The following is a 26,142-nucleotide window of genomic DNA, read 5'->3' on the forward strand; positions in this document are numbered from 1 at the left end:
CAGTTAATGAAAGAATCCGTTTATCATAAGTTAGAAATCTTAGTTGAGCGTTATGAAGAAGTACAAGCGCTACTAAGCGACCCATCGGTCATTCGTGATCAAAACCGCTTTCGTGCACTTTCTAAAGAATACTCAGATTTAGAAGAGGTAGTAAAAACGTTTTTAAGCTACCAACAAGCGCAACAAGATGTAATAAGCGCAGAAGAAATGCTGAAAGATTCAGACCCAGATATACGTGAAATGGCGCAAGAAGAATACAAAGAAGCTAAAGCACAAATACTGACCATAGAAGATGAAATTCAAGTATTAATGCTGCCAAAAGATCCTAAAGACAATAATAACGTGTATTTAGAAGTGCGAGCGGGCACTGGTGGCGACGAAGCGGCTATATTTGCCGGCGACTTATTTAGAATGTACAGCCGTTATGCCGAAACTAAAAAATGGAAAGTAGATGTGGTGACCACCAACGAAGGTGAGCACGGCGGCTATAAAGAAATAATTGCTAATATTAGTGGTGAAGGCGTTTTTGGTCAGCTGAAATTTGAATCTGGCGTGCATCGTGTACAACGTGTACCAGAAACCGAATCGCAAGGTCGAGTTCATACCTCTGCGTGTACGGTTGCGGTAATGGCTGAAGTACCAGAAGCTGAGGCAATTGAAATTAATTCGGCCGATCTTAAAGTTGATACGTTTCGTGCATCAGGCGCGGGTGGTCAGCACGTAAATAAAACCGATTCTGCTATTCGTATTACCCATATACCTACCGGTGTGGTTGTAGAGTGTCAGGATCAGCGCTCGCAACATAAAAACCGTGCTAAAGCTATGTCGGTACTTGCAGCGCGTTTGCAACAAGCTGAAGACGAAAAGCGCGATGCAGCAGAAGCCTCTGAGCGTCGTAACTTAGTAGGCAGTGGCGATCGCTCTGAGCGTATTCGTACTTATAACTATCCACAAGGTCGTATTACCGATCACCGTATTAACTTAACCCTATATCGCTTAAACGAAGTGGTAGCCGGTGATTTAAGCTGTATTGTAGAGCCATTAATGCAAGAGCATCAGGCCGACTTACTAGCGGCCATGGGCGATGAGTAATAATAGTGACCCAAACCCTCGAACAAGCAATTGCTGCAGGCGCTAATTTATTAGCACCTAGCAGCGAAAGCGCTAAATTAGACGCGCAAGTTTTACTACTGCATATATTGCAAAAACCTCACAGTTATCTTTTTACTTGGCCAGAAAGCACGCTTAGTACAGAGCAACAGCAGCAATTTGATACATTTTGCCAAAGGCGTTTAAATGGCGAGCCAGTTGCACATATTACAGGGCAACGTGAATTTTGGAGTTTATCGCTAGAGGTTAATGCCACCACTTTAATACCGCGTCCAGATACCGAAACCTTAGTAGAGCAAGCGCTTGAAATGGCGGTGCCAAGTAATGCAAAGGTGCTCGATTTAGGCACAGGGACTGGCGCAATCGCGTTAGCACTGGGGAGCGAAATGCCCACTTGGCAAATTACCGCAGTAGATAGAGTAGCTGATGCTGTTGCACTTGCTACACGTAACCAGCAGCGATTAGCCATTAATAATGTGCAAGTAAAGCAAAGTAATTGGTTTAGCGCGCTTAATGGCGAAAAGTTTCATTTAATTGTATCTAATCCGCCGTATATAGAAACAACCGATATACACCTCAAGCAAGGTGATGTGCGCTTTGAACCGCTCTCAGCACTTGTTGCAGATGATGATGGACTGGCTGATATAAAACAAATAATTACCCAATCACGTGACTATCTTCACGCTAAAGGTTATCTTTTGATCGAACATGGTTTTGAGCAAAGTGGTGCGGTTAGCCAATTTTTTGCACAAATGGGGTTTATAAATATTAAAACAGTGAAAGACTTAGGCAATAACGATCGCGTTACACTTGCACAGTGCTCTTAAACTAAATTACAGCAGTGTAATATTTGCACTGCTTATTCGTTTTTAAAAATAAAAACATTTAACTAAACAGAAGTATTAAAACTATGGATTATTTAGCAGTTAAACATTCACACATGGCTATTGCGATGTTGAGTGTAATTTTATTTTATGTACGCTCATTTTCACGCATGGGTAGTGGTAAGTTGGCAAAAAATAAACTGGTGTTTATTGGCAGCCACGGCATAGACACTTTGTTACTTGTTTCAGCATTAATGCTAATGGGGATCGCTAAAATTAATCCGTTTGAGCAATATTGGTTACTAGAAAAGATAGTGCTAGTGGTTATTTATATTGCCGTTGGTATTGTTAGCTCAAAACAAACAAAAACAGCACCAAAAGTAGCATATACCATTTTTAACACTTTGGTTATTTTAGCTATCGGTTATTTAGCAACCGCTAAGTCGGCACTGCTTTTATAAGTAATAATTAGCCCAATTGAGCTTTGTATAATTGTGTACAAAGCTCAACTATTTCTAAACATAAGTTCACATTCAAGCCCCTCTACATTGGTATCTAGCTTAAAAAGTAGTAAACTACGCCTTCGTTTTCTAAAATGTTGTAGTATGAATGACCACCCTCGGGTTTGATGAACACGATGATTCTTATTTTGATGAAGCTTATGATGATTTTTTGCCACCGGCGATTTATCGTTGTATTCAAGCCGAATCTAAATGGGACCCTCAGATTGACTTAACGCCTAGCTATGAAATTTTAACTTCCTTTGAACAGGAAATAGATGCTTTGTGTCTGCAAACATCTGACGAGCATGTGCGTTTAGATAAGCTATTAGATCGCTTTTATAGTGAATGGCTGTTTAGTGCTTCTAGCTTAAAAGTGCCAGAGTACAAATTAAATTGCATAAGCTATACATTAACTATGCGCAGTGGTTCACCAACAACACTTGCTATTTTACTCAGCCATTTTTTACAACATGCCAAACTAGACGCTTGTGTAAGTATTACCCAAGGTGATATTGGTATACATGTAGCTATGAGTGATGAAGAAGGCTATACCATTGAGCCAAGCAGCGGCCAACAAAGCTGGTATATCATTCCTGAAAACGTTGATGAAGATAATGCCCAAGAGCAAGAGCCACTTGAGCTTATTTTTGACGACGAAGTATATAAATTATTTTTAGCCCAGCAAAAGTGGTCGTTTATTAGCGAAAATAAATTTGGTCATGCGTTAAACTGCGTCGAAATGCTGATGGATATAATTGGTGACGACCCTTATGAGCGACGCGACAGAGGGTATTTACTCAATCAATTAGGTTGCCCTAAAATGGCACGTGACGATTTACAGTTTTTTGTAGATGAATGCCCAGACGATCCTGCAATAGAGATTATTCAACACCAAATAGAAGAACTAGAAGACAATAATAATAAAACTCACCATTAAAAATAGGAATAACTATGGTTGAAGCCCAAACTGCATTAATTACTAACGATGCTGTGGTACTTGGTTTACTGGCTATTATTTTAGGGTTTGTGTTTAAAACCTCTAACAGCCAGCACCCAGGTTTTAAAGCATTTTATAAATATGTACCCGCTTTACTGTTATGTTACTTTTTGCCCTCATTACTTAATACCTTTGGTATTGTTGATGGTAATAAATCAAACGTATATTACGTAGCGTCACGCTACTTATTGCCAGCGTGTTTAATACTGCTGACTATAAGTATTGATTTAAAAGCCATTATAAACTTAGGCCCCAAAGCACTCATTATGTTTTTAACCGGTACTACTGGTATTGTTATTGGTGGCCCTTTAGCTATTTTAATTATGAGTGCAGTGTACCCAGAAGCAATTGGCGGACATGGCCCCGATGCCGTATGGCGCGGTATGACCACAGTAGCAGGTAGCTGGATTGGTGGCGGTGCTAATCAAGCATCAATGAAAGAAATGTTTGAAGTTGGCGGTGATATATTTTCGGCCATGGTGACGGTAGATGTCATTGTTGCTAACTTATGGATGGCCGTTTTATTATTAATGGCAGCTAATCATAAAGCCATTGATGCAAGAACAGGTGCCGATACCAGCGCCATTGAAGATCTTAAAAACCGGGTTGAAAAATATCATGCTGAGCATGCGCGCATGCCAACGCTTAACGATTATATGATGATTATTGCCATTGCCTTTGGTATTACCGGCTTGGCACATTTTTGTGCTGACTTTTTAGGCCCTTACTTTGGTGCTAATTTCCCATGGGCACAAGAGTACAGCTTAAACAGTAAGTTTTTTTGGTTAATCGTGATCTCAACCACTATTGGTATTAGTTTATCGTTTACTAAAGTACGCCATATAGAATCGTTTGGCGCGTCGAAAGTTGCTTCTACATTTTTGTATATTTTGGTTGCATCAATCGGCTTACACATGAATATAACGGCGATTTTTGAAACACCAATGTATTTTGTAATTGGCATTATATGGATGCTTACCCATGCGAGCTTAATGTTAATTGTAGCTAAACTAATTAAAGCACCGTTATTTTATATGGCGGTAGGCTCACAAGCCAACGTAGGCGGCGCGGCATCTGCACCCGTTGTTGCCGCTGCATTTCACCCGTCGCTTGCTCCTGTAGGTGTATTATTAGCGGTACTTGGCTATGGCGTAGGTACTTATATGGCTTATATTTGTGGATTAATGATGCAAGCAGTTGCACCATAAGGAATAAAAATGAACAACCAAATTATTAAAATTAATGACATAGAACTTGCAAACAACAAACCGTTTGTATTGTTTGGCGGTATTAATGTATTAGAGTCTCGTGATTTAGCCATGCGTGTTGCAGAGCATTACGTAGAAGTAACCACTAAATTAAATATCCCTTATGTATTTAAAGCGTCGTTTGATAAAGCTAATCGCTCATCAATCAACTCTTACCGCGGCCCGGGTTTAGACGAGGGTTTAAAAATATTTGAAGAAATTAAAAAAACATTTAATATTCCGTTAATTACCGACGTACACGAACCACATCAAGCAGCACCTGTTGCTGAAGTAGTTGACGTTATTCAGTTACCGGCATTTTTAGCCCGCCAAACAGATTTGGTTGTTGCTATGGCAAAAACCGGCGCAATTATAAATGTAAAAAAACCACAGTTTTTAGCCCCACACGAAATGCGCCATATTATTACTAAATTTAACGAAGCAGGTAATAACAACGTGGCACTGTGTGAGCGTGGTTCAAGCTTTGGATATAATAACTTAGTGGTTGATATGCTCGGCATGGATGACATGAAAGTAATGGCACCTGTTATTTTTGATGCTACCCATGCACTACAACGCCCAGGTGGCCGTGCAGATTCGGCTGATGGTCGTCGCGCCCAAGCAGCAGAGCTTGCCCGCAGTGGTATGGCACTTGGTATTGCGGGCTTATTTATAGAAGCACACCCAAATCCAAATGAAGCAAAATGCGATGGCCCATGTGCACTAGCATTGAGTAAATTAGAAGGCTACTTGACGCAAATGAAAGCTGTAGATGATTTAATTAAAAGCTTCGCACCGCTTGATACCAGTGCCAGCGATTTATAATTTATAACCTATATATTAGGTAATATTTAAAAAGCGACTAAGGTCGCTTTTTTTACACCTTAAATATATAATTCCATGCATAAGAAAAACTAATTCAAAGCGTGGTTATCATGTCAAGACGGGTCCCTCCATTAAACGCGCTTAAAGCCTTTGAAGCAGCAGCACGTCATTTAAGTTTTACCAAAGCTGCAGAAGAGCTATATGTAACGCAAGCCGCTGTAAGTCATCAAATAAAAACATTAGAAGAACATTTGGGCTTAAAGCTATTTATACGCAGAAACCGCTCGCTATTATTAACCGAAGAAGGGCAGGGTTACTTTCTCGATATAAAAGAAATATTTACCCAACTAATAGACGCCACCGAAAAATTACTAGCACGAGGTGCGAAAGGCTCTTTAACGGTAAGCTTAACGCCAAGCTTTGCGATTCAGTGGCTAGTGCCCAGATTAAGTTTATTTAATGAGTTACACCCAGAAATAGACGTGCGAATAAAAGCGCAAGATCTAGACGAAAACTCTTTAACCGACGATGTCGACGTTGCTATTTATTATGGCCGTGGGCATTGGAGTGGGGTGCAAACTTTTAAGTTACATACCGAGTATTTAGTGCCGCTATGTAGCCCGCTATTATTAAATGGCATTAAGCCACTTAATCAACCCAGTGATTTAGCGCACCATACCTTATTGCACGACACCACACGTAAAAATTGGAAAACATGGATGAAAACCGCCGGTGTACGTAATGTGCAAGTTAACCAAGGGCCCATTTTTAGTCACTCATCTATGGTGTTACAAGCCGCAGTACATGGCCAAGGTGTGGCTATAGGCAATAGTGTACTCGCTAAGCCCGATATTGACGCCGGACGATTAGTGATCCCGTTTAATCATAGTTTAGAGAGTAAAAACGCTTATTATTTAGTGCTGCGCGAGTCGCAAACTGAAATGGGTAAAATAGTGTCATTTAAAGAATGGATGCTGAGCTTAGTAGAGCAAGAACAAGAGTATTAATATGATTGAATGGTTTAAAAATACACAGCAGCCAGCTATAGCACAGTTTATTTTTGCCCATGGTGCAGGGGCAGGTAGCGACCATGAGTTTATGCAAAATATGGCACAACTCATTAGTGAGCAAGGGATTGATGTTGGTTTATTTGATTTTGAATATATGCAAATAGCGAAACAAACCAATAAACGCCGCCCACCCGATCGCGCGCCTAAATTGCTTAGCTACTATGAGCAAATACTTAGCCATGCACAGCCAGGGTTGCCGTTATTTATTGGTGGCAAATCTATGGGGGGACGAATGGCGTCAATGCTTGCCTGTACTAGCGAGCATGCTATTTTAGGTGTATTAGCGTTTGGCTATCCGTTTCATCCGCCAGGCAAGCCTGAAAAGCTACGCACCGATCACTTTGCTGATATAGGCTGCCCATTTTTGGTATTACAAGGTGAGCGCGATACGTTTGGTACTCGTGAGGAGCTAGCTACTATGTTAATGCCCAAGCAACCAGAATATTGCTGGCTACCCGATGGCGACCATTCACTAAAACCGCGTAAAAAAAGTGGCGTTAGTGAGGCGCAAAATCGAGCAACTGCAGTACAAAGTGCTGTGCGCTTTATAAAATGCATTGTTAAATAAGTATTCGAGAGAGTAATAAATGATTAAATTATTTTTAATGACCGGGAGCTTTTTTTGTATGCTGTCGGTAATGCTAGGGGCGTTTGCCGCCCACGGTTTAAAAAGCCGACTGTCGGAGTACTCATTAGGTGTGTTTAAAACCGCAGCTGAGTACCAAATGGTGCATGGATTAGCGCTTATAGCTGTGGCGGTGTTAATTAAGTGGGGTATTAACCTCAATTGGGCTGGCGGTTTTTTTATTGCGGGCACACTGCTTTTTAGTGGCAGTTTATACTTACTTGCCATAACAGGTATGAAGTGGCTAGGCCCAATAACCCCATTGGGTGGTTTATGCTTTATTATTGGTTGGATTGTTATTTTAGTGCAAGTTGCACGATTTAAGTTTTAAAGGGTTAATATGTCTAGTGTTGTAATTTACTGTCGTAGTGGGTTTGAAAACGATGCCGCTGCTGAAATAACGTTCCACGCTGCCGAGCAAGGTTTTGCCGGTTATGTTAAAGCAAAACCAAATACCGGTTATGTTATTTATGAGTGTTTTGACGCGCAGCATGGCGACGAAATAATTAAAAAAGTTGATTTTAAAAACATGGTGTTTGCTCGTCAATGGTTTGCTGGTACGCTGATCGAAAACATGCCAGTAGAAGATCGTGTAGGGGCGGTTGTAGAGGCTGCTAAAGATTTTACCTTGTGCTCTGAGCTACGTGTAGAAACCCCCGATACCAACGAAGGCAAAGAGCTTTTAACCTTTTGTAAAAAAATATCAACGCCCCTTAAAAAAGCCCTCGAAAAACGTAATATTGTACTGCGCGAGCCAAAAGCAAACCGCCCAGTAATGCATGTACTGTTTTTAACTAACAACACCGCTTATGTCGGTTACTCGTATAGCTTTAATAACTCGCCATTTTTTATGGGTATTTTACGTTTACGTATGCCAAGTGATGCGCCAAGCCGCTCTACTTTAAAATTAGATGAAGCATTTAATGTGTTTATTCCAGAACAACAACGCGAGTCACGCGTTGCAGCCGGAATGCGCAGTGTTGACTTAGGGGCGTGTCCAGGTGGCTGGACTTATCAGTTAGTGCGCCGTGGTATGTTTGTAAGCGCGATAGATAATGGCCCAATGAACGATGATTTAATGCAAACAGGGCAGGTAAAGCACTTTAGGGCCGATGGCTTTAAATATCGCCCAGAAAAACGCAACATTACTTGGTTAGTATGCGACATGGTAGAAAAGCCAACTAAAGTAACCAGCCTAATGATTGATTGGGCAGTAAATGCATATGCTAAAGAGCTTATTTTTAACTTAAAGCTGCCAATGAAAAAACGCTTTGATAGTGTTTACGAGTGCTTAAGCATGATCAGAGCAGAGCTGGAAAAATACGGTATAAGCTACGAGTTACAAGCTAAGCATTTATATCATGATCGTGAGGAAGTGACCGTGCACTTAAATGTGACCAAAGTGCCACAAAGCTTGTATAGCTAATGATGAATTAGTAAATAACCAGAGTTAAGGTTAAATCAAAAATGGGTCAAGTGACCCATTTTTTATTTCATATTATTGATTTCGGTATTGGCTGCGAAAGTTATCAACCCATAATTTGGTGCCACCACAAACAGCAACAGGCATTACAATTAAATTTACCAACGGAATGGCTGTTAGCAACATTACTGCAAAACCAAACCCGTACGATAAACCTTGCTTGCTTTGTAAATCGGTTTTCATTTGCTTAAAGCTGATTTTATGATTATCGAACGCGTAATCTTGGTATTGCACGGCAAACATCCAACACGAAAAAAGCACCCACAGTATTTGCCCTATAACCGGCAACACCCATAACAATATAAAAAAGCCAATGGCGCGGGGAAGGTAATAGCAAAGTTTTGTCCACTCTCGGCCAAGCATGCGTGGCACATCTTTTAATAACTCAGCAAAGCCATCATCATTAATTTTTTGACCTGTTAAATGCAACTCAACTTTTTCACTGAGTAAACCATTAAAAGGTGCGGCAATAAAGTTTGTGATTACAGTAAATAACATACTGTAGCTAAACAGCACTATTAACAGGGCAATGGGCCACATTAACCACTCAAGCCAGCTTAACCACTCGGGTAGCATATTATTTATGTAGCTAAAACTGTCGCTTAACCAGCCAAATAAAAAAAACAACGAGCTACCAAAAAGTAAAATATTAATTAACAACGGAATAAACACAAAACGCTTTAATCCCTTTTGAGTAATTAATTTAAAACCCGAAAAAAAATACTCCATACCTTGTATGATCTGCACAACTACCTCAAAAAATATTTTTCATTTGCACTAGTATAAATAGCTGAGTAATTTTAAACAGTATTTTTAGGTAACAAAGTGTTTAAGTAAAATAATAACAACGGCCAGCTTACTACTTTATTCATCCTGCTTAATAAATAATATTTAGTTTATAAGCTGTGTATATTAGCGCTATGGCGTAACTAAATGCTAACTTAGCTTGATTTTTGGGCAGTGCAAAGCGTACTATAGCTGATCTAGCCACTCTAGGCTTAGGCATCGCTTTGATGCGTTGTGGAGAAATTAGTAAAGTTGCCGCGTCAGTGCGTTGCAAAAATAAAGGGTATAAATAGTGATGTACAAAAATCAGGAAGTAATTTTACGATTACGCGCTAATATTCCAGCGTTTGAATGCGTAAAAGGATGCCACGACTGCTGCGGGCCAGTAACAACGTCTTCAGAGGAAATGTCGCGCTTACCGGTAAAAACAGATGCTGAGCATGAAGCGGCGTTAAACGAGTTCAATTGTGTACATCTTGGTCCCAATGGCTGCACTGTATATGACGAGCGTCCATTAATTTGTCGCTTATTTGGTACTACGCCAAGAATGCCTTGCCCGAATGATCGTCGACCAGATGAGCCTGTTGACCCTAAAATTGAGCGTGAAGTACATCACTTTATAGCAAATACGCGTCAAGTATTGGTGTAAGTATCGGTATTTATTAAAGTAATAGAGCGCTTATTAAGCGCTTTTTTTATGTGTGTTATACGCGTTGCTAATAATTTAAAAACCATCAATAAGTTTATTCCAAACACTCTCTTAGTTATTTTACAAAAATACTATCAATACATATTAAACTTATTACGAGATTAATTATGCATTTGACTATTAATATACTTAGCCTTATGTACCTTTTTTTATCGCAGTACTTTTGCATCTCTTTATTTATATTGCCATTTCTGTTTGCCTAGCCCCTTCAAAATTGTTGTTTTATATTTGTTTATTATTAAAAATAGCTGTAAGCAAGGCTTTGCTATTGTGTAAATTCACTATTAATAATTAGAGTACCGTTGGATTAGGTTGCTGAAAAGGGTAAAATATTCACAAATTGGCAGTTAAGATATTTGTTATGGCATTTTCTAAACTCGAAATAAAGCAAGATCGAAAGATAATTTAACCTTTTGATTAGCGTCGCTTCATTGTGTAATTTCGTATTTAGGGTGGGTGTTGTGGTATGTCGCTATGTCGGTAACTAAAAATCCATCAGGAGACGATAAATGAGTACCACTGGAGTAACAAAACAACATGAGGATGAGCATTCATCTACAATAAAGTATTTGGCAGGGGTTGATATACCGGTATTTTTAATCAGTGGTGGCATCCTTGTGCTATTTGCTGTGCTAGCACTTTATGATATTGATTTGATGTCGGGTTGGATCAATACCGCCTTTGCTTTTTCTACTAAAACGTTTGGTGCCTTTTGGCAAATATTATTGCTTTCGACCTTTATAATTGGGTTGTTTTTAGCCTTTGGACGTACCGGGAAAGTGGTATTAGGTGGCTTAAAAAAGCCAGAGATTACTACCTTTAAGTGGATCAGCATTATTATGTGTACACTCCTTGCTGGTGGCGGGGTGTTTTGGGCTGCTGCTGAGCCAATGGCACATTTTATTTCGCCGCCGCCAATTTTTGGTGGTGAATCAGGCACTAAAGAGGCTGCATTTAATGCTTTAGCGCAAAGCTTTATGCATTGGGGTTTTTTAGCCTGGGCTATTTTAGGCAGCCTGACTGGCATAGTGTATATGCATTTACATTACGAAAAAGGTTTACCGCTTAAGCCGCGTACTTTGTTGTATCCGGTATTTGGCGATCGCGTAATGAAAGGCGCATTTGGTGCTATTGTCGATTCGTGTTGTGTTATAGCTGTAGTAGCAGGCACGGTAGGCCCTATTGGCTTTTTAGGCTTGCAAGTAAGCTTTGGTTTAGAAAAACTATTTGGTATTCCAGATACTTACACCACTCAAGTGGCCATTTTGTTTAGTTTAATTGCAATTTATACTCTATCTGCCGTAAGTGGTGTTACTAAAGGAATTCAATTACTCAGTCGCTTTAATGTAATTTTAGCCGTGGCGTTAATGCTGTTTATTTTGCTGATGGGGCCTACAGCCTTTATTTTTGATAGCTATATTCATTCGTTTGGGCTTTATATTAATAACTTTATTCCTATGGCCACCTTTCGTGCCGATACCGCTTGGTTAGACTGGTGGACAGTATTCTTTTGGGGCTGGTTTTTAGGTTACGGACCTTTAATGGCTATGTTTGTTGCACGAATTTCGCGCGGCCGTACTATTCGTGAAATGATCACGCTTATCTCAATAATTGCTCCTGTTATTACTTGTTTTTGGTTTACGATAGTGGGTGGTTCAGGAATATTTTTTGAGTTAGCAAACCCGGGTGTTATTTCAGAACCCTTTGCGGGCTTAAATTTACCCGCTGCGCTGTTGGCCATTACTGAGCAGCTGCCTATGGGTTTTGTTATATCGGTGTTGTTTTTAATTTTAACCACAATATTTGTAGCAACCACGGGTGACTCTATGACCTACTCGGTATCTATGGTAATGACGGGTAACGATCATCCGCAAACACCCATTAGAGTGTTTTGGGGCATTATGATGGGAGTTATGGCAGCAATATTAATTTCGATAGGTTCAGGTGGTATTTCTGCATTGCAGTCGTTTATTGTAGTAACCGCCGTACCAGTGTCTTTTGTGTTGTTACCATCACTTTGGACGGCCCCACAAATTGCGAAAAAAATGGCTACTGAGCAAGGTTTATATAAATAATACAGCTTATATTAGAGCATAAAAAAGGGCGCCAATATTATTGGCGCCCTTTTTTGTTATTACTTAGATTTTCTCTTTCTTGGTTTTGCAACTTCAACAGTATTTGATTCTTTCAGTTTACGTTTTTCTTTTAACGATAAAGCGGGTTTTTTCTTATCATTTTTAGACATATTCACCACCTAAACAATAAATAATAGATTAATTTAAAATGCTTTTTTCACAAACTAAAAACCTAACAACAATCAAGGTAAGTTACCTCCAGACTTTGTCGAAAATAAACGTTAGTTACTTATAAATTATTCGCATTAAAAGTGGAGCGGGGTTAGTTTCCTTCTACCGATAAGCCGGCTGATCCACGTTCGGCTTCATCGTAAATAACCACCGCAGCTCACTTTATTTGCCTAATTAAAGGCATAGCTAATAACATTAAAAGTTAGCGTTACTTAAAGTAACTTAAGCCTTTCTCTTTTTCCTTGGCTTTGCTACTTCTGTTGTATTCGATTCTTGTTTTAACTTACGTTTTTCTTTTAACGATAACTGTGGTTTTTTCATATCATTTTTAGACATATCATCACCTATTAATAAATAACAAATTAATTACTTCTGCTTTTAGTAAACTAAAAATTAAAGAAACAATATCAATCGGCTATTCACCTCCTTTAATAAGATTAAATAATTACTGATCTTCGTTTATATTGCTTAAAACTAAACGAAGAAACTTTATGCTTTTACTGTATTTAATAACCAAATTTGCCACACGCTAAACAATAGCGCATAAATAATATTGATAATAAAAACACAGTAATATTTAAATCTCACTTTAATCTAGGCGATAGAAAGCTTGCCGAGAATGGCCTAAATTAAAAGTTAAATTAAAAATTAATAGTAAATTCTGTGAAACAGATGGACGCAGAGAAGCGTCCGCTTAAGCGGGGAATTTTAGGGCGAAGCTCCCCAAACAAATAATATAATTAAATAAAAAAATATATGTTTTCATAGCTCCAATATAGCAGCTTAAATAATAACTTCAAGCTCTCTTAGATGCTTTAATTAAAGATTAAATTTATGGGTTAAATAACCATTATTTTTAAACTGAAAGCAGTACTCATTTAAGTATTAATTTAGTTAAGGTATTGTTTTAAATTGGTTTATATTCTACGCGTTTGGCTTGTAAGGGGGCGGTAATATTAACCAACACTTTTAAAGAGTATGACGGCCTTGAATGTAATACGTAATTATAGCGGAAAAATATTTTTAGATTATTTAAAAATGATTACGTAGCAATACTTTAAGTTATTTGTTAAAACTATTAAATTATTATCCTAGGTATAAATGTGAGTATAAGGAGTATTTTATGTCGAAAAAAGTAGTAACTTTTGAATACGAAAAAGAAACAAAAAACAGTGTTCGTTACAAAGAAGTCCCAGATGAAGGCGTTGCCCCTATTGTTGGATCTTTGTATGTTCAGAAGTGGTTTGCTGGGAATAGCAAAACGCTTGAAATAACGATAGATAAAAAAGACTAATTAGCGGCATTATTTTTGCGCCATGTGTTTGTTTAGGTAAAAGCGACTAATAAATACTACGTTTTATTTAAGGGCGCATAATATATTTTTAAACTAATAAAGTTGCTTATAGCGTATTATAGTAGCTCATTTATTATTAATATTAGGCTTAAGTAAAAGTACGCTAGCCTCACAAATTTGATTAACAAGGAAGTTGTATAGATGAAGTATTTTGTTTTAATTTCTATTTTAATTCTTAGTGGGTGTACATCAACACCTAAAGTTATATCTAACTCGGATATAACCAGCACTATGAATTTAATTGCCCTCACCGAAGAAGTCGCTCCTGCAGGAATAAAAGGCGTATTTAAGTTATCAATAAAGGCGGCGGGCATTCAAAACAGTGGTATCTATTTAAATACAGAATTGGATTATAGAGATAGAAGAAATGTGAGTGTCGCTATTCACCCTAGAACAGTAAATGCTTTTATAAAAAAGTATGGAACTTCGCCCGATTTATATTTTATTAATAAAACAGTTGAAGTTACGGGCGAGGCTAAACGTATGATAATTGATTTTTACGCTATGGGTAAAAAAACAGGAAAGTACTATTTTCAAACGCATATAAATATAACATCACTCAATCAGATAAAAGTATTGGACTAGGTGAGTTATTAAATAAGCTATAATTTGTCGGGTGGCGCTGCGTTTATCCGACTTTAGCTTGTACCCTGTTTTTATTTTAATATCGCTAATATTGGCTTTTCAAGCCGCAATTTAGCAACTAATTTTACGCTATATATCTGCAATCCTTAATAACAAAAGTTGTAATAAAAGCCGTATATTAAGCGCAATTTAGATTCTTCCTTTATGTTACCTGCCTCTGAGGCGCTATGATCTTTAGCGTTACTTTGTTTCTAATTTTTAACATTAAAATTTACTCGTTACGAGTAAAAATTCTTGTTGGACTTAAACCGCTATTTTTCTTTTAATGCGCGCAATTAGCCAGTTCGGCATTTCTAAATAAAAGAGAAAGATAAATGAAAGAAACAACATCACTAGAACAAGCTCGTACGAGCTACAATGTTCGTCATTGGAGCCAAGGTTTTTTTGGTATTAATGAACAAGGTGATGTATATGTTGCCCCTAAAGCCGATGCGCCAGAGCAAACTATTGCACTGACGGACATTGCTAAGCAACTAGAAGATAAAGGCTTAAGTTTGCCTGCATTAGTACGTTTTCCGCAAATATTACATCATCGTGTGCACAGCTTATGTGCTGCATTTAATACCGCGATTGCAGATTACGGCTACCCTAAAGATTATTTATTAGTTTACCCAATTAAAGTAAACCAACAGCGTGAAGTGGTTGAAGAAATTGTTGCCAGCCAAGCACAACTAGAAAAAAAACAACTAGGTTTAGAAGCAGGTAGCAAACCAGAGTTATTAACCGTACTTGCATTGGCTGAAAAAACCAGTGCGGTGATTGTATGTAACGGTTACAAAGACAAAGAATATGTACGCTTAGCGCTAATAGGCGAAAAGCTAGGCCATAAAGTATACATAGTGCTTGAAAAGCTCTCTGAACTCGACATGGTTCTTAGCCAAGCTAAAGAATTAAATGTAAAGCCACGCATTGGTATTCGCGTGCGCTTGGCATCGCAAGGTAAAGGTAAATGGCAAGCAAGTGGCGGCGAAAAATCAAAATTTGGTTTATCGGCATCACAAGTTTTGCATGTGGTTAATCGTTTGAAAGAATCGGATCAACTTGATTTAGTCCAGTTGGTGCATTTTCACTTAGGTTCGCAAATGGCGAATATTCGTGATGTACGTTTAGGTGTAAGCGAAGCAGCACGTTTTTACTGCGAGTTACGTAAACTAGGTGCAAAAATTGAGTGTCTTGATGTGGGCGGTGGTTTAGCTGTTGACTACGATGGTACTCGTAGCCAGTCACATAACTCAATGAACTATAGCTTAGCTGAATACGCTAACAATATTGTGTACACCATAGGCGACATTTGTAAGCAGTATGAACAGCCGTTTCCAACTATTATTTCGGAGTCGGGGCGGGCATTAACCGCGCACCATGCTGTGCTTATTTCAAATGTGATTGGTACTGAAAGTTATACACCTGAAGAAATTGAAGCACCGGCTGATGATGCCCCGCAGTTACTTAAAAATATGTGGATGTCGTGGCAGCAATTGCATGTATTAACTGATGACCGTGCATTAATTGAGATTTATCACGATAGCCAAGGGGATTTAGCCGAAGCACATAATCAGTTTGCAATGGGGTTACTAAACTTAACCCAGCGTGCGTGGGCTGAGCAAACAAATTTACGCGTGTGTTATGAGCTTAATAAGCACATGGACAACAAAAACCGTTTTCATCGGCCAATAATTGACGAGCTTAATGCACGTTTAGCCGATAAGTTTTTTGTAAATTTCTCGTTGTTTCAATCACTGCCAGATGCGTGGGGAATTGATCAGGTGTTTCCGGTGTTGCCATTAAGTGGCTTAACCGAAGCGCCAAAAAAACGTGCAGTATTACTGGATATTACTTGTGATTCTGACGGTGCACTTAATCATTATGTTGATGGTCAAGGCATTGAAAGTACACTACCAGTACCTGAGTTTAGTGCAGATAAACCATATTTAATGGGGTTTTTCTTGGTGGGTGCTTATCAAGAAATATTAGGTGATATGCATAATTTATTTGGCGATACGCACAGCGCTATGGTGAATATGGATGAGCACGGCGTAGCCAGCATTACCGAAATAAACCAAGGCGATACAGTAGCCGATATGATGCGTTACGTGCATTTAGACGTTGAGAGTTTTCAGCAGTCGTATCAGCAGTTGGTAAGTAGCAAAATTGCAGAACACGAACAGCAAAGCGTTTTAGACGAATTGCAAAATGGCCTTGATGGCTACACTTATTTAGAAGAGCTATAAGTATGTCGACTTTGTTTGATCATCCAGATCACTCATTGTATTCCAATGGGATGACCTTTTTACGTTGTCCTATGGTGCAAAATATTACCGCGATTGACGCTGATGTAGTAGTGCTTGGTTTACCATTTGATATGGCGACCTCGGGCCGCCCAGGTGCACGTTTAGGCCCAGACGCGATTCGTCGTGCATCGGTGCATTTAGCGTGGGAAGGCACTAAGTATCCATGGACGTTTCCATTATTTGAGCATTTAAAAGTGGCCGATGCTGGAGACTTTACTTATCCGGTAGGCGACGCTGAGTATTTTACGGCGCAGCTTGAACAAGCCGCGAGTAAAATATTAAGCCAAGGTAAAACCTTGTTAGGGCTAGGTGGCGATCATTTTGTGACTTTACCATTGCTACGTGCGCATGAAAAACAACATGGCAAAATGGCTTTGGTGCACTTTGATGCCCACACAGATACTTACAGTAATGGCTCACGCTACGACCACGGTACCATGTTTTATCATGCACCAATGGAAGGGTTAATTGATTTAGAGCACAGTATTCAAATTGGTATTCGCACCGACTTTGATCAAAGCAAGCATGGGTTTGCAGTGATTGATGCCATGCAAGCCAACGATTTATCGGCAAACGATATTGCTGCGCAAATAATTGCGCGAGTAGGCGATTTACCGGTTTATTTAACCTTTGATATTGATTGCCTTGATCCTGCGTTTGCACCTGGTACAGGCACTCCCGTGTGTGGTGGTTTAACATCAGACAAAGTGCTTAAAATATTACGTGCTTTAAAAGGCATTAATATGGTAGGTATGGATGTAGTAGAAGTATCGCCAGCGTATGATCAAAGTGAAGTAACCGCCATTGCTGCAGCAACCATTGCGCATGAGCTTTTGCACTTATGGGCATATAAAAATAAGTATTAAACTAAAGAAAATACTAATGAATAGGGCACCCTTAAAGCGTGCCCTATTTTTTTGCGTCCCATAAAAGTAGTATAATTTTTTAGTCGTGTTTATTTAATACCGTTATGCAGTAATTTGGTGTTATTTAACCTGAATTTAGGTTATTTACATATCATTCTATTATAAGCTCGTCAGGCTCAGTCTATACTGAGCTTAATTATCCACTTATAAAAACTAAAATAGGATACCTTTTTATGCTTCAGGCTGTTGTTTTAGGAGGGCTAGAATTTAGTCCTTTGGTTGTTTATTTTCCCATAGCATTTTTATTAACAGCGCTGAGTCGTTTTATTTTGCACCGTTTAGATTGGCACGATCGCATTTGGCGGGTTGCCTGGTTTGAGGTGTCTTTATTTGTATGTTACTTAGCATTAACCGTATATTTATTAAGTGGAAGAATAATTTAATGGCCAAATATTTACGTATTTTAGTTACAGTACTGGTTATTTTTATGGCCGTATTTGCAGGGCGTTGGGTATGGAATGATTACATGCATACACCATGGACCCGCGATGGCCGCATTAGAGCCAATATAGTTACGGTAGCGCCAGATGTGTCTGGTTGGGTAACTCATTTAAACATGATTGACGGGCAAAGTGTAAAGCAAGGGGATCTGCTTTTTAGTGTTGATGCTAAGCGTTATCAGGCAGCGCTAGAGCGCAGTAAAGCCAGTACCGAAAATGCATTATATACCTGGGAGCTTGCTAAGCATAAATACGAGCGTCGAATAGCATTAAACAGCCAACAAGCAATTAGTGAAGAAAGTTTAGAAGCAACGCGAATTAATACAAAAATAGCAAAAGCAAACTATGAACTCGCTAAAACAGAACAAGCAGTAGCGCAGTTAAACCTTGATAGAACCCAAGTTGTTGCACCTGTGTCGGGTTACATAATTAACTTAGATTTACGCCAAGGCAATTATGTTGCTCAAGGCGTGTCGGTATTTGCCATTGTACAAGCAGACTCTTTTTATGTAACCGGCTACTTTGAAGAAACCAAAATCCCTCTTATTCATTTAAAGCAACACGCAAATGTAGCTTTGTTAAGTGGTGGTAAACCTTTAACTGGTCAGGTAATGAGTATAGGTAAAGCAATTGCTAATACTAATACGCAAAGTAATGGCCAGCGTTTACCACAAGTTCAGCAAACCTTTAACTGGGTACGCTTATCGCAGCGCATTCCGGTGGATATTAAATTAGACGCGTTTCCTGCAGATACTCAGCTTAGTGCCGGAATGACCGCAACTATTCGACTTGTTGAGCGCTAATGGAGGCTGTGCTGCGTAACCTGTTTTTACCTAAAAAGCAGGCTGTTATTTTTGCACTAAAAGGCGTAATTGCTATGGCAATGGCGCTTACAGTTGCTTTGTTTCTTAATTTAGATCGCCCTTACTGGGCTTTAGTTTCAGCGGTGTTTTTACAAATACGCCCAGAGAGTGGCTTAGTGGCCGAAAAAGCTCTGTGCCAAATAGTAGGCACTGTTATAGGCGGCTTGTTTGGCATATTACTATTAACGCAGCTCATATCTTACCCTTACTTAGCACTGGGCATACTGGGGTTGTGGCTGGGTATTAACTCAACGTTATCGGCTTTGGTTAGGCAAACAAATTTTATTTATGGGTTTGCTATGGCGGCGGTTACCGCCGAAATTATAGTGTTACTGGTAATAGCAAGCCCTACCACCGTAAGTAGCCAAGCTGTATTTAGTATTGCCCAATCGCGTATGAGCGAAATTATAATTGGCTCAATTTGCGCCGGCATTGTGAGCCATTTATTTTGGCCAGTAAAAGTGAAAAATGGGCTGCAAATTCAGGCAAAGTCATTAATAAACCAAACCCTTAATTACCTAGTTACTGAGCTAAACATACAAGGCTCGCACGAAGAACGACACCAGCAAATAGATGGCATTTTGGCAACCTTAGGCGCAGTTAACGAAGATTCTAGCGCGGTGCGTTACGAAGGCCCTAAAGGTCCTGGGCGCGCTCGTGCAGCAAATCAACTGTCGCAAAAAGTATTATCTTTACTGGCGTTAATTCAAATATTTGGCCGTTTACAACGTAGCCATACAAAATTGATGAGCCCGCTACTGACTCAATTATTTACTCAGCTCAAACAGGTTTTAGCAAATATAGCGCAAGCAAACAGTGTTGATGATTGCATAGAACAAGTAAAAAACTTGCGCCGAGAGTTAACCGAATATCGTGCGAATAACAGCAGTGAGCTGCCCTTTGAATCGCATATGCTCAATGTTAGTGTTGATATAACCACAGAGTTAACAGTGTTGCTGCGTGCTTATCGCGCCCTTGAAGAGCGCGATACAAGGCTGCTAAATGCACCTAGCACAGTAACTTACCGTGATCCGTTAGCGGCAATAATTGTTGGGTTTCGCACCGTTATGGTGTTTTTTATTGGCGCGTGTATTTGGGTAAGCACAGGATCGCCGGCAGCAATAATGATTATGATTTTACCGGTGATATTTTCAATTATGTTAGCGCGTTTTCCACTCATTGTTTTGCGTGTGGTGTTAAAGCGGATAATGATTGGAGTTGTGGTTGCTAGTTTTGTCAGTATTTTTTATGCACTTAACTTATTAGCCTACAGTGGTGGGCAATTAGAAATACTCATATTGGTATTAGCTGGCCCTTACTTTATTGGTTTATTACTACTTGCCGATAGAGAAACCCTGCCTTACGGATTAGGCTTTTGTATACCGTTTTCTATTTTGGTGAGCCCAAGTACCGATATGAGCCGAGCATTTTCAATTGATTATACGCTGAGTGCGGCAATGGCTATTTTTACTGGGGTAGCTATTTTATTTTGGGTTTTTCATTTAATTACAGGGCCAAGCGCCCAGTTATTAGTGCATAGAATTTTTAAAGCAACCCATCAAGACCTGCTCGATATTAATAAACACAGTGCGCCTATTGTTTGGTATAACCAGCGGATGGCCGACCGATTATTACGACTCACTCATTACGACCAAGGTTCGCAGTCTCGCGCTATTACTGACTTGGCATTAACCGCATTAAATTTAGGCCACGCAGCAGTGCGATTACGCTCTGTGTGCGAAAACGTAGCAGGTAAAGATCTAAAATATTTTGCACTGTGGCAGCATGCTCTTGCCGATGCATTTTTGCTGGCAAGTAAAGGTCAAGTTGATCAGCGGTTTAAACATGCATGCGACGCGTTATATCAAGAGTTAGTGTGTATATTAGGAGAGTCGCAGCAGGTTGAGGCAATACAAGGAATGTTTATGCGGATTAACTTAACCTTTGAGCGCAGCGCCAATAGTATTAAGACCCCAAACTCACTACTTTAGCTATTTTTCGAGTTCAGAAGTCGGTATGAGATCTGCTATACTGTGCGCATCATTTTATGGGGCTGTTATGATTTCAAAAAACCAACTCAAACTTATTCGCCAACTTGGCCAAAAAAAGTACCGCAAGCAATTTAATCAATACCTTGTACAAGGTGAAAAAAACGTACTTGAGTTATTAAACAGCCCATTAAAGGCGGTTGATATATTTGCTACCGAGGCATTTATAAATACCTATCAAGCACAGTATCTGGGTATTAATTTTATTTGCGCCGAGGAAGAGCTGCTAACAAAAGCAAGTACGCTGGTTAGTAACAATGCCGCCATTGCTATTGTAAATATGCCACAAGCAGCACAACTACAAACCAGTGGCTTAATATTAGCACTTGATGGTGTATCTGATCCGGGCAATTTAGGCACTATTATTAGAGTTGCTGATTGGTACGGTATTAAACATATTGTAACCAGTACAGATAGCGCCGATGCATACAACCCTAAAACAATTAGTGCCACTATGGGCTCGTTTGTAAGAGTGTCGGTAAGCCAAGTCGATTTGCCTGCGTATTTAGCCACATTAAAATTACCAATTTATGGTGCCTTTTTAGACGGGGAAAATGTGCACAACACTCAATTTACAGGTTCAGGCGTGTTATTAATGGGCAGTGAGTCGCACGGTATACGCGAAGCGTGTGCCAAATTAGTAACTGATAAAATAACCATACCGGCTTTTGGTCAGGCTGAGTCGCTGAACGTGGCTATGGCAACCGGTATTATTTTAGATAATTTTAAACGCCAAGCTTAAAACTAAAGCAAGGTTAATGTTTATAACCAATAATATTCGGTAATAACAAAAAGATGCGCTTAAGCACTATAAAATTGGCAGGCTTTAAATCGTTTGTAGAGCCAACTAAAATTCCATTTCCTGATCAAATGACCTGTGTTGTAGGCCCTAATGGCTGCGGCAAGTCTAATGTTATTGATGCAGTGCGCTGGGTGCTTGGCGAAAGCTCGGCTAAAAATTTACGTGGCGACGCCATGGCCGATGTCATTTTTAATGGCTCAACTAATCGTAAAGCTATTTCGCAGGCCTCGGTAGAGCTTACTTTTGATAACGACAAAGGCGACTTTCCTAATACCTTTGCCGATCGTAATCAAATTGCAATAAAGCGTTTAGTTACTCGCGATGGTCAGTCGTTGTATTTTTTAAATGGCAGTAAATGCCGCAAACGCGATATTACTGATATATTTTTGGGCACAGGCCTTGGCCCACGTAGTTACGCCATTATTGAGCAAGGCATGATCTCGCGCTTAATAGAGAGCAAACCGCAAGAACTTAGGGTGTTTTTAGAAGAAGCCGCAGGAGTATCTAAATACAAAGAGCGCCGCCGCGAAACGCAAACTCGAATAAAAAGCACCCGTGAAAACTTAGAGCGCTTACTCGATGTACGCAAAGAGTTACAAAGTCAACTTACTAAGTTAGCGGTGCAGTCGGTTGATGCTAAAAAATACCGCGAGTTAAAAGCGCAAGAGCGAACGTTAAAAGGGCAAATTGCCGTTTTAAAATGGCAAAAACTACACCAACAACAACTCGAAAAAAGCCAACAAATAAATAAATTAAATGAGCAAGTTACGTTTTTTAAAACGGCTCATTCTGGTCACGACGACGTACTTGCAAGCTTAGAAACCCAAGTACAAGCCTCGCAAGAAAGCGTAAGTGATGCGCAACAGCAACAACATGTAATACACACTGAGCTTACGCGATCTGAGCAACAACAAATAAGCATAAAGCAACAAATTCAAACGCTTAAACAAAATCAGATTAAACTACAGCAGCGCCAAACGCATAGTTTAGAGCTTAAAACGCAGCAGCAAACAGTGTGCGAACAACTAGAACACGCTTTGCAGCAGGCAATAGAAAACAACTTAATGCGCAACGAGCAAGTAAGTGAGTTAAGCCAAGAGCTTGAGAGTGCTTTAGAGCTAAAGCAGCAACACACTGAGGATTGGCAATCGCTTAGCGAGCAACTGCAGCAACTTAATAATAAGTTGCAGATGCAAGCAAATAATATTGAGCAAACTCAGCAGCAAAGCAAACACGTTAATGAACAAAGTGAGCAGTTAAATAAGCAAATTACACACCTAAAAAGTAGCGATGTTGAACAGCAGTTAGCTTCTCAAAAACAACAAAGGCAAGTGCTTACTCAAGAGTTAGCAACTAAGCAAACGGCGCACAGTAAAGGCCAAATGCTGCTTTTAGAGCAAAGTTCGCAGTTAAACAATGCCGAGCAGCAATATCAGCAACTTAGCCAGCAAGCTAACGAGCTAAAAGCCAGTATCGCAGGACTAAGCAGTACATTAGGGCTAGATAATGAGAGCGAGCACCACAACACCTTATTTAACCAATTAAAGGTTAAAGACGGGTTTGAGCACTGTATTGAACAAGCACTTAAATCGCTTGAGCATTTAAATGTAAGTGAGCAGTCGGCAAATAATAGTGTGTGGCATATCGCATCAACAAAAAGCAATCAGGCAAATGTAAAAAATAGCTTAGCGGCATTTATAACTCAGGGGGTTTACCCTGAAGTATTGAGCCGTATTGCTTATAGTAAAAGCGGCGAACTTAAAGCATTAGAGGATAATTTTTATATTGCCGTAATGGATGAAACCGCCGCTTTGCATGGTCGGAACTGGCATATAAGCTCAGATCGAAATGCTGAAAACTCATTACTGGTAAAGCACAAGCAATTGCAGCTTAAAACAGCGCAGCTAAAAAATGTAGAGGGTGAGTTACAACTCGCAGCCCAAGTGCTTGAGCAGCAAAAAGCACTGCAAAGTGAGCTTAGTACGCAGCAAAGTGAACTTAAAGAAACCATACATCAGCTGGCTCAAAATATTGCCGTAGCGAGTACGCGCAACGATATGTTAAAAGAGCAAGTAGCGCAGTACCAGCAGCAATTGCAACAGTACCAAACGCAACAACAGCAATTGGTTATACAGTTAGCACAAATAAAAGGGGTGCTTAAAGATCAAACAGTGCAGTTTGAAACACTTAAGCAGCAACAGTTAAGTTTAAGCAGTGATCTTGCTACTGCAAATAACAAGCGCACCCACAGTGATACAAATTATAGCCAAGTATTAGCTAGGCTTGAGCAATATAAAACGCAAGCCCATCAAGCAACGCTTGCAGAGCAACAGTCACGTAGCGAGTGGCAATTAAGCCAAGCTAAACTAAGCCATGCAGAGCAAGCGCATTTAAGTGCAGAGCAGGGTGCAAAAGAATTACACGATCAATTAACCCAGCTGCTAATACCCGAGCAAGAACTACTTGAAAAAATAGCCCAGTTACTTAAACAGCATGCGCAAGGCGAGAAAAACTTAAACACATTACAAAATAAATTAAACCAAGCAAAAGAGAGCTTAAGCACGAAGCAAGCGAGTCTTAAAAGTTCACAAGGTGAGCTGGTGGCGCTACAAGAGCAGCATCAAAAATTAAGCATAGAAGAGCAAAGTTTATTAATAAAAGCACAGTTGGCGCTTGAACCGCTAGAAGAGTTAAAGCAAAACCTAAAGCAGGTGCTTGATGAGTTACCAGAAACACTCATTATAAGCACAGCACAAAATAAACTCGCAGATATTGTTAATCAGTTGGAGCGCTTAGGTGCGGTAAATTTAGCCGCTATTGATGAGTTTGATCAAGCCAAAGCGCGCAGCGAATATCTTGATAATCAATTAGATGACTTAACAAAAGCGCTGAGTACCCTAGAAGGGGCTATTCGTAAAATTGATATAGAAACCAAAACTCGCTTTAAAGCGACCTTTGATCAAGTTAACCAAGACTTTGCAAAGCTATTTCCAAAGGTTTTTGGTGGTGGAAGTGCTTATTTAGAATTAACCAGTGACGATTTACTCGAAAGTGGTGTTAGTATAATGGCACGACCACCAGGTAAAAAAAATTCAACAATTCATTTGTTAAGTGGTGGAGAAAAAGCGCTGAGCGCATTATCATTAGTGTTTTCTATATTCAGGCTCAATCCAGCTCCATTCTGTATGCTGGATGAAGTAGATGCACCGCTAGATGATGCCAACGTGGTACGTTTTTGCCGTTTGGTTGAAGAAATGTCACAATCGGTGCAGTTTATTTATATTAGTCATAATAAAATTGCGATGGAAATGGCTGGTAGATTAACAGGTGTTACCATGGCTGAGCCAGGTGTATCGCGCGTAGTGGCTGTAGATATTGAACAAGCTGTGCAACTTGCACAGGCATAGTTAAATTAAACGTATTAGGTTTTAACTAATACACAGGTTTAGGCATATAAAATAAAAAAGGTGAGGGGATGGCCGAAGAATTAAGATGGGTTTTAATCGTGATCAGTGTATTTGTCATAGGTGGCTTATTAGTACACGGTTTATGGTCAGTGCGAAAAAAAGACAACCCAGAAATACCTGCTAACGAGCGGGTCGAACCACAACACACAGCTCACTCTCATTCGCCAAGTGCAGAGCCCGCACAGAGCGTTGCCTTTGAGCAAGAAGAACCACAATTTGGTGAACTAAATTTTGATGCCAACGAGCCGCAAACAGATACTAGCGTGCCAGAAGTGCCAATTGAAGATGACCTTAGTGTAATTGAGGCAGAGCATGACCTTGAGCCAAGCGAAGAGCCTGCAGAGGTTTCAGACTTTGTGATTGTGCATATTCAAATGCCAGATGGAATGAGCATGCAAGGCAGTAAATTATTGCCCGCGGTAAACACCTTAGGGTTTAAATACTCAGAGGAAGGCTTTTTTAATCGTCATTTAGATCCAGCAGGCCAAGGCCCGGTATTATTTAGACTAGTAAATATGTATAACCCAGGTACCTTCGATATTGATAATATGGAACAATTTAGTACCGCAGGCGTTAGCTTATTTATGACCTTACCGTGTGAAGGTGATGGCTTAGCAGCATTTAATATGCTGCACAGTGCAGCTAAAAAGCTTAGCGACGAATTTGGTGCGCAAATTTTAGATGCGAAGCGTGAAGAAATGACCGTAGATCGCGTTCGTCAATATGTTGAACAGGTACGTGCATTTTCTGCGTAATTAACGCAATAGGTTAAATTTTTATAAGCCACTGGGCGTTGACTCGTCAAAGTGGCTTTTTTTATGTTT

At 39.7% G+C, this 26,142-nt stretch carries 23 protein-coding genes; 22 read left to right on the forward strand and 1 reads right to left on the reverse strand.

What is annotated here, in order from left to right:
• Positions 1-6 precede the first annotated feature (6 nt).
• From prfA to rlmM, 10 genes are all read left to right on the forward strand, one after another.
• Positions 7-1,092 carry a peptide chain release factor 1 gene (prfA, locus tag PNIG_RS05565; protein ID WP_011327744.1) on the forward strand — a complete coding sequence of 362 codons (1,086 nt, stop codon included), beginning with the start codon at positions 7-9 and terminating at the stop codon, positions 1,090-1,092.
• A gap of 5 nt (positions 1,093-1,097) precedes the next feature.
• Positions 1,098-1,937 (forward strand): peptide chain release factor N(5)-glutamine methyltransferase, encoded by an 840-nt coding sequence (gene prmC / locus PNIG_RS05570; RefSeq protein ID WP_086997954.1) that lies wholly within the window; start codon positions 1,098-1,100, stop codon positions 1,935-1,937.
• A gap of 83 nt (positions 1,938-2,020) precedes the next feature.
• Positions 2,021-2,395 (forward strand): SirB2 family protein, encoded by a 375-nt coding sequence (locus tag PNIG_RS05575; protein WP_011327746.1) that lies wholly within the window; start codon positions 2,021-2,023, stop codon positions 2,393-2,395.
• Between the two features lie 148 nt (positions 2,396-2,543).
• The gene (locus PNIG_RS05580; RefSeq protein ID WP_011327747.1) at positions 2,544-3,374 is read left to right on the forward strand and encodes a tetratricopeptide repeat protein; all 831 of its coding nucleotides are present in this window, start codon (positions 2,544-2,546) and stop codon (positions 3,372-3,374) included.
• A gap of 14 nt (positions 3,375-3,388) precedes the next feature.
• Positions 3,389-4,642 carry a DUF819 family protein gene (locus tag PNIG_RS05585; RefSeq protein WP_011327748.1) on the forward strand — a complete coding sequence of 418 codons (1,254 nt, stop codon included), beginning with the start codon at positions 3,389-3,391 and terminating at the stop codon, positions 4,640-4,642.
• Between the two features lie 9 nt (positions 4,643-4,651).
• On the forward strand, positions 4,652-5,506 hold the full coding sequence (gene kdsA / locus PNIG_RS05590; protein ID WP_011327749.1) for a 3-deoxy-8-phosphooctulonate synthase: 855 nt from the start codon (positions 4,652-4,654) through the stop codon (positions 5,504-5,506).
• Positions 5,507-5,616: 110 nt separating this feature from the next.
• Positions 5,617-6,513 (forward strand): transcriptional regulator GcvA, encoded by an 897-nt coding sequence (locus PNIG_RS05595; protein ID WP_011327750.1) that lies wholly within the window; start codon positions 5,617-5,619, stop codon positions 6,511-6,513.
• 1 nt (position 6,514) lies between these two features.
• Complete coding sequence (locus PNIG_RS05600; RefSeq protein WP_089367977.1) at positions 6,515-7,144, forward strand: alpha/beta family hydrolase; 630 nt, start codon at positions 6,515-6,517, stop codon at positions 7,142-7,144.
• A gap of 19 nt (positions 7,145-7,163) precedes the next feature.
• Positions 7,164-7,532: a DUF423 domain-containing protein gene (locus PNIG_RS05605; protein ID WP_041454382.1), complete on the forward strand. Its 369-nt coding sequence runs from the start codon at positions 7,164-7,166 to the stop codon at positions 7,530-7,532.
• A gap of 9 nt (positions 7,533-7,541) precedes the next feature.
• Positions 7,542-8,627, forward strand: a complete 1,086-nt coding sequence (rlmM, locus tag PNIG_RS05610; protein ID WP_011327753.1) for a 23S rRNA (cytidine(2498)-2'-O)-methyltransferase RlmM — start codon at positions 7,542-7,544, stop codon at positions 8,625-8,627.
• Between the two features lie 72 nt (positions 8,628-8,699).
• On the opposite strand, the gene cysZ is transcribed toward rlmM, so the two are convergent.
• Positions 8,700-9,413, reverse strand: a complete 714-nt coding sequence (gene cysZ / locus PNIG_RS05615; RefSeq protein WP_172459247.1) for a sulfate transporter CysZ — start codon at positions 9,411-9,413, stop codon at positions 8,700-8,702.
• Between the two features lie 352 nt (positions 9,414-9,765).
• Between cysZ and PNIG_RS05620 the strand changes: the two genes are divergently transcribed.
• The 12 genes from PNIG_RS05620 (at position 9,766) to zipA (ending at position 26,073) form a co-directional block, all read left to right on the forward strand.
• Positions 9,766-10,119 (forward strand): YkgJ family cysteine cluster protein, encoded by a 354-nt coding sequence (locus tag PNIG_RS05620; protein WP_011327756.1) that lies wholly within the window; start codon positions 9,766-9,768, stop codon positions 10,117-10,119.
• Between the two features lie 569 nt (positions 10,120-10,688).
• Positions 10,689-12,254, forward strand: coding sequence for a BCCT family transporter (locus PNIG_RS05625; RefSeq protein WP_089367978.1), 1,566 nt, complete (start codon positions 10,689-10,691; stop codon positions 12,252-12,254).
• Between the two features lie 1,354 nt (positions 12,255-13,608).
• A complete protein-coding gene (locus tag PNIG_RS20015) occupies positions 13,609-13,779 on the forward strand; it encodes a hypothetical protein (protein ID WP_167376930.1) in 171 nt (56 codons plus the stop codon).
• A 201-nt stretch (positions 13,780-13,980) separates the two neighbouring features.
• Complete coding sequence (locus PNIG_RS05640) at positions 13,981-14,424, forward strand: hypothetical protein (RefSeq protein ID WP_011327760.1); 444 nt, start codon at positions 13,981-13,983, stop codon at positions 14,422-14,424.
• Positions 14,425-14,798: 374 nt separating this feature from the next.
• Positions 14,799-16,712, forward strand: coding sequence for a biosynthetic arginine decarboxylase (speA, locus tag PNIG_RS05645; protein WP_011327761.1), 1,914 nt, complete (start codon positions 14,799-14,801; stop codon positions 16,710-16,712).
• A 2-nt stretch (positions 16,713-16,714) separates the two neighbouring features.
• Positions 16,715-17,638: an agmatinase gene (speB, locus tag PNIG_RS05650; protein ID WP_011327762.1), complete on the forward strand. Its 924-nt coding sequence runs from the start codon at positions 16,715-16,717 to the stop codon at positions 17,636-17,638.
• Between the two features lie 233 nt (positions 17,639-17,871).
• Positions 17,872-18,081 carry a DUF1656 domain-containing protein gene (locus tag PNIG_RS05655; RefSeq protein WP_011327763.1) on the forward strand — a complete coding sequence of 70 codons (210 nt, stop codon included), beginning with the start codon at positions 17,872-17,874 and terminating at the stop codon, positions 18,079-18,081.
• Complete coding sequence (locus PNIG_RS05660) at positions 18,081-18,941, forward strand: efflux RND transporter periplasmic adaptor subunit (RefSeq protein ID WP_086997979.1); 861 nt, start codon at positions 18,081-18,083, stop codon at positions 18,939-18,941. The genes PNIG_RS05655 and PNIG_RS05660 overlap by 1 nt, the downstream gene beginning before the upstream one ends.
• Positions 18,941-20,992 (forward strand): FUSC family protein, encoded by a 2,052-nt coding sequence (locus PNIG_RS05665; RefSeq protein WP_089367979.1) that lies wholly within the window; start codon positions 18,941-18,943, stop codon positions 20,990-20,992. Before PNIG_RS05660 ends, PNIG_RS05665 begins: the two co-directional genes overlap by 1 nt.
• A 67-nt stretch (positions 20,993-21,059) precedes the next feature.
• On the forward strand, positions 21,060-21,791 hold the full coding sequence (locus PNIG_RS05670) for a TrmH family RNA methyltransferase (protein ID WP_089367980.1): 732 nt from the start codon (positions 21,060-21,062) through the stop codon (positions 21,789-21,791).
• A 53-nt stretch (positions 21,792-21,844) separates the two neighbouring features.
• The gene (locus PNIG_RS05675) at positions 21,845-25,258 is read left to right on the forward strand and encodes a chromosome segregation SMC family protein (protein ID WP_089367981.1); all 3,414 of its coding nucleotides are present in this window, start codon (positions 21,845-21,847) and stop codon (positions 25,256-25,258) included.
• 68 nt (positions 25,259-25,326) lie between these two features.
• On the forward strand, positions 25,327-26,073 hold the full coding sequence (gene zipA / locus PNIG_RS05680) for a cell division protein ZipA (RefSeq protein ID WP_089367982.1): 747 nt from the start codon (positions 25,327-25,329) through the stop codon (positions 26,071-26,073).
• Positions 26,074-26,142: the final 69 nt, after the last annotated feature.

It is taken from the genome of Pseudoalteromonas nigrifaciens (assembly GCF_002221505.1).
Taxonomy (GTDB): domain Bacteria; phylum Pseudomonadota; class Gammaproteobacteria; order Enterobacterales; family Alteromonadaceae; genus Pseudoalteromonas; species Pseudoalteromonas nigrifaciens.

Bases quoted from the DNA above. Each gene is read 5' to 3' on its own strand.
- PNIG_RS05660 (WP_086997979.1), top strand. From the start codon at position 18,081: ATGGCCAAATATTTACGTATTTTAGTTACAGTACTGGTTATTTTTATG.
- PNIG_RS05575 (WP_011327746.1), top strand. From the start codon at position 2,021: ATGGATTATTTAGCAGTTAAACATTCACACATGGCTATTGCGATGTTG.
- speB (WP_011327762.1), top strand. From the start codon at position 16,715: ATGTCGACTTTGTTTGATCATCCAGATCACTCATTGTATTCCAATGGG.
- PNIG_RS05665 (WP_089367979.1), top strand. From the start codon at position 18,941: ATGGAGGCTGTGCTGCGTAACCTGTTTTTACCTAAAAAGCAGGCTGTT.
- PNIG_RS05595 (WP_011327750.1), top strand. From the start codon at position 5,617: ATGTCAAGACGGGTCCCTCCATTAAACGCGCTTAAAGCCTTTGAAGCA.
- rlmM (WP_011327753.1), top strand. From the start codon at position 7,542: ATGTCTAGTGTTGTAATTTACTGTCGTAGTGGGTTTGAAAACGATGCC.
- PNIG_RS20015 (WP_167376930.1), top strand. From the start codon at position 13,609: ATGTCGAAAAAAGTAGTAACTTTTGAATACGAAAAAGAAACAAAAAAC.
- prfA (WP_011327744.1), top strand. From the start codon at position 7: ATGAAAGAATCCGTTTATCATAAGTTAGAAATCTTAGTTGAGCGTTAT.
- PNIG_RS05675 (WP_089367981.1), top strand. From the start codon at position 21,845: ATGCGCTTAAGCACTATAAAATTGGCAGGCTTTAAATCGTTTGTAGAG.
- PNIG_RS05600 (WP_089367977.1), top strand. From the start codon at position 6,515: ATGATTGAATGGTTTAAAAATACACAGCAGCCAGCTATAGCACAGTTT.
- PNIG_RS05625 (WP_089367978.1), top strand. From the start codon at position 10,689: ATGAGTACCACTGGAGTAACAAAACAACATGAGGATGAGCATTCATCT.
- PNIG_RS05585 (WP_011327748.1), top strand. From the start codon at position 3,389: ATGGTTGAAGCCCAAACTGCATTAATTACTAACGATGCTGTGGTACTT.
- zipA (WP_089367982.1), top strand. From the start codon at position 25,327: ATGGCCGAAGAATTAAGATGGGTTTTAATCGTGATCAGTGTATTTGTC.
- PNIG_RS05580 (WP_011327747.1), top strand. From the start codon at position 2,544: ATGACCACCCTCGGGTTTGATGAACACGATGATTCTTATTTTGATGAA.
- speA (WP_011327761.1), top strand. From the start codon at position 14,799: ATGAAAGAAACAACATCACTAGAACAAGCTCGTACGAGCTACAATGTT.
- PNIG_RS05640 (WP_011327760.1), top strand. From the start codon at position 13,981: ATGAAGTATTTTGTTTTAATTTCTATTTTAATTCTTAGTGGGTGTACA.
- PNIG_RS05655 (WP_011327763.1), top strand. From the start codon at position 17,872: ATGCTTCAGGCTGTTGTTTTAGGAGGGCTAGAATTTAGTCCTTTGGTT.
- cysZ (WP_172459247.1), bottom strand. From the start codon at position 9,413: ATGGAGTATTTTTTTTCGGGTTTTAAATTAATTACTCAAAAGGGATTA.
- PNIG_RS05605 (WP_041454382.1), top strand. From the start codon at position 7,164: ATGATTAAATTATTTTTAATGACCGGGAGCTTTTTTTGTATGCTGTCG.
- kdsA (WP_011327749.1), top strand. From the start codon at position 4,652: ATGAACAACCAAATTATTAAAATTAATGACATAGAACTTGCAAACAAC.
- PNIG_RS05620 (WP_011327756.1), top strand. From the start codon at position 9,766: ATGTACAAAAATCAGGAAGTAATTTTACGATTACGCGCTAATATTCCA.
- PNIG_RS05670 (WP_089367980.1), top strand. From the start codon at position 21,060: ATGATTTCAAAAAACCAACTCAAACTTATTCGCCAACTTGGCCAAAAA.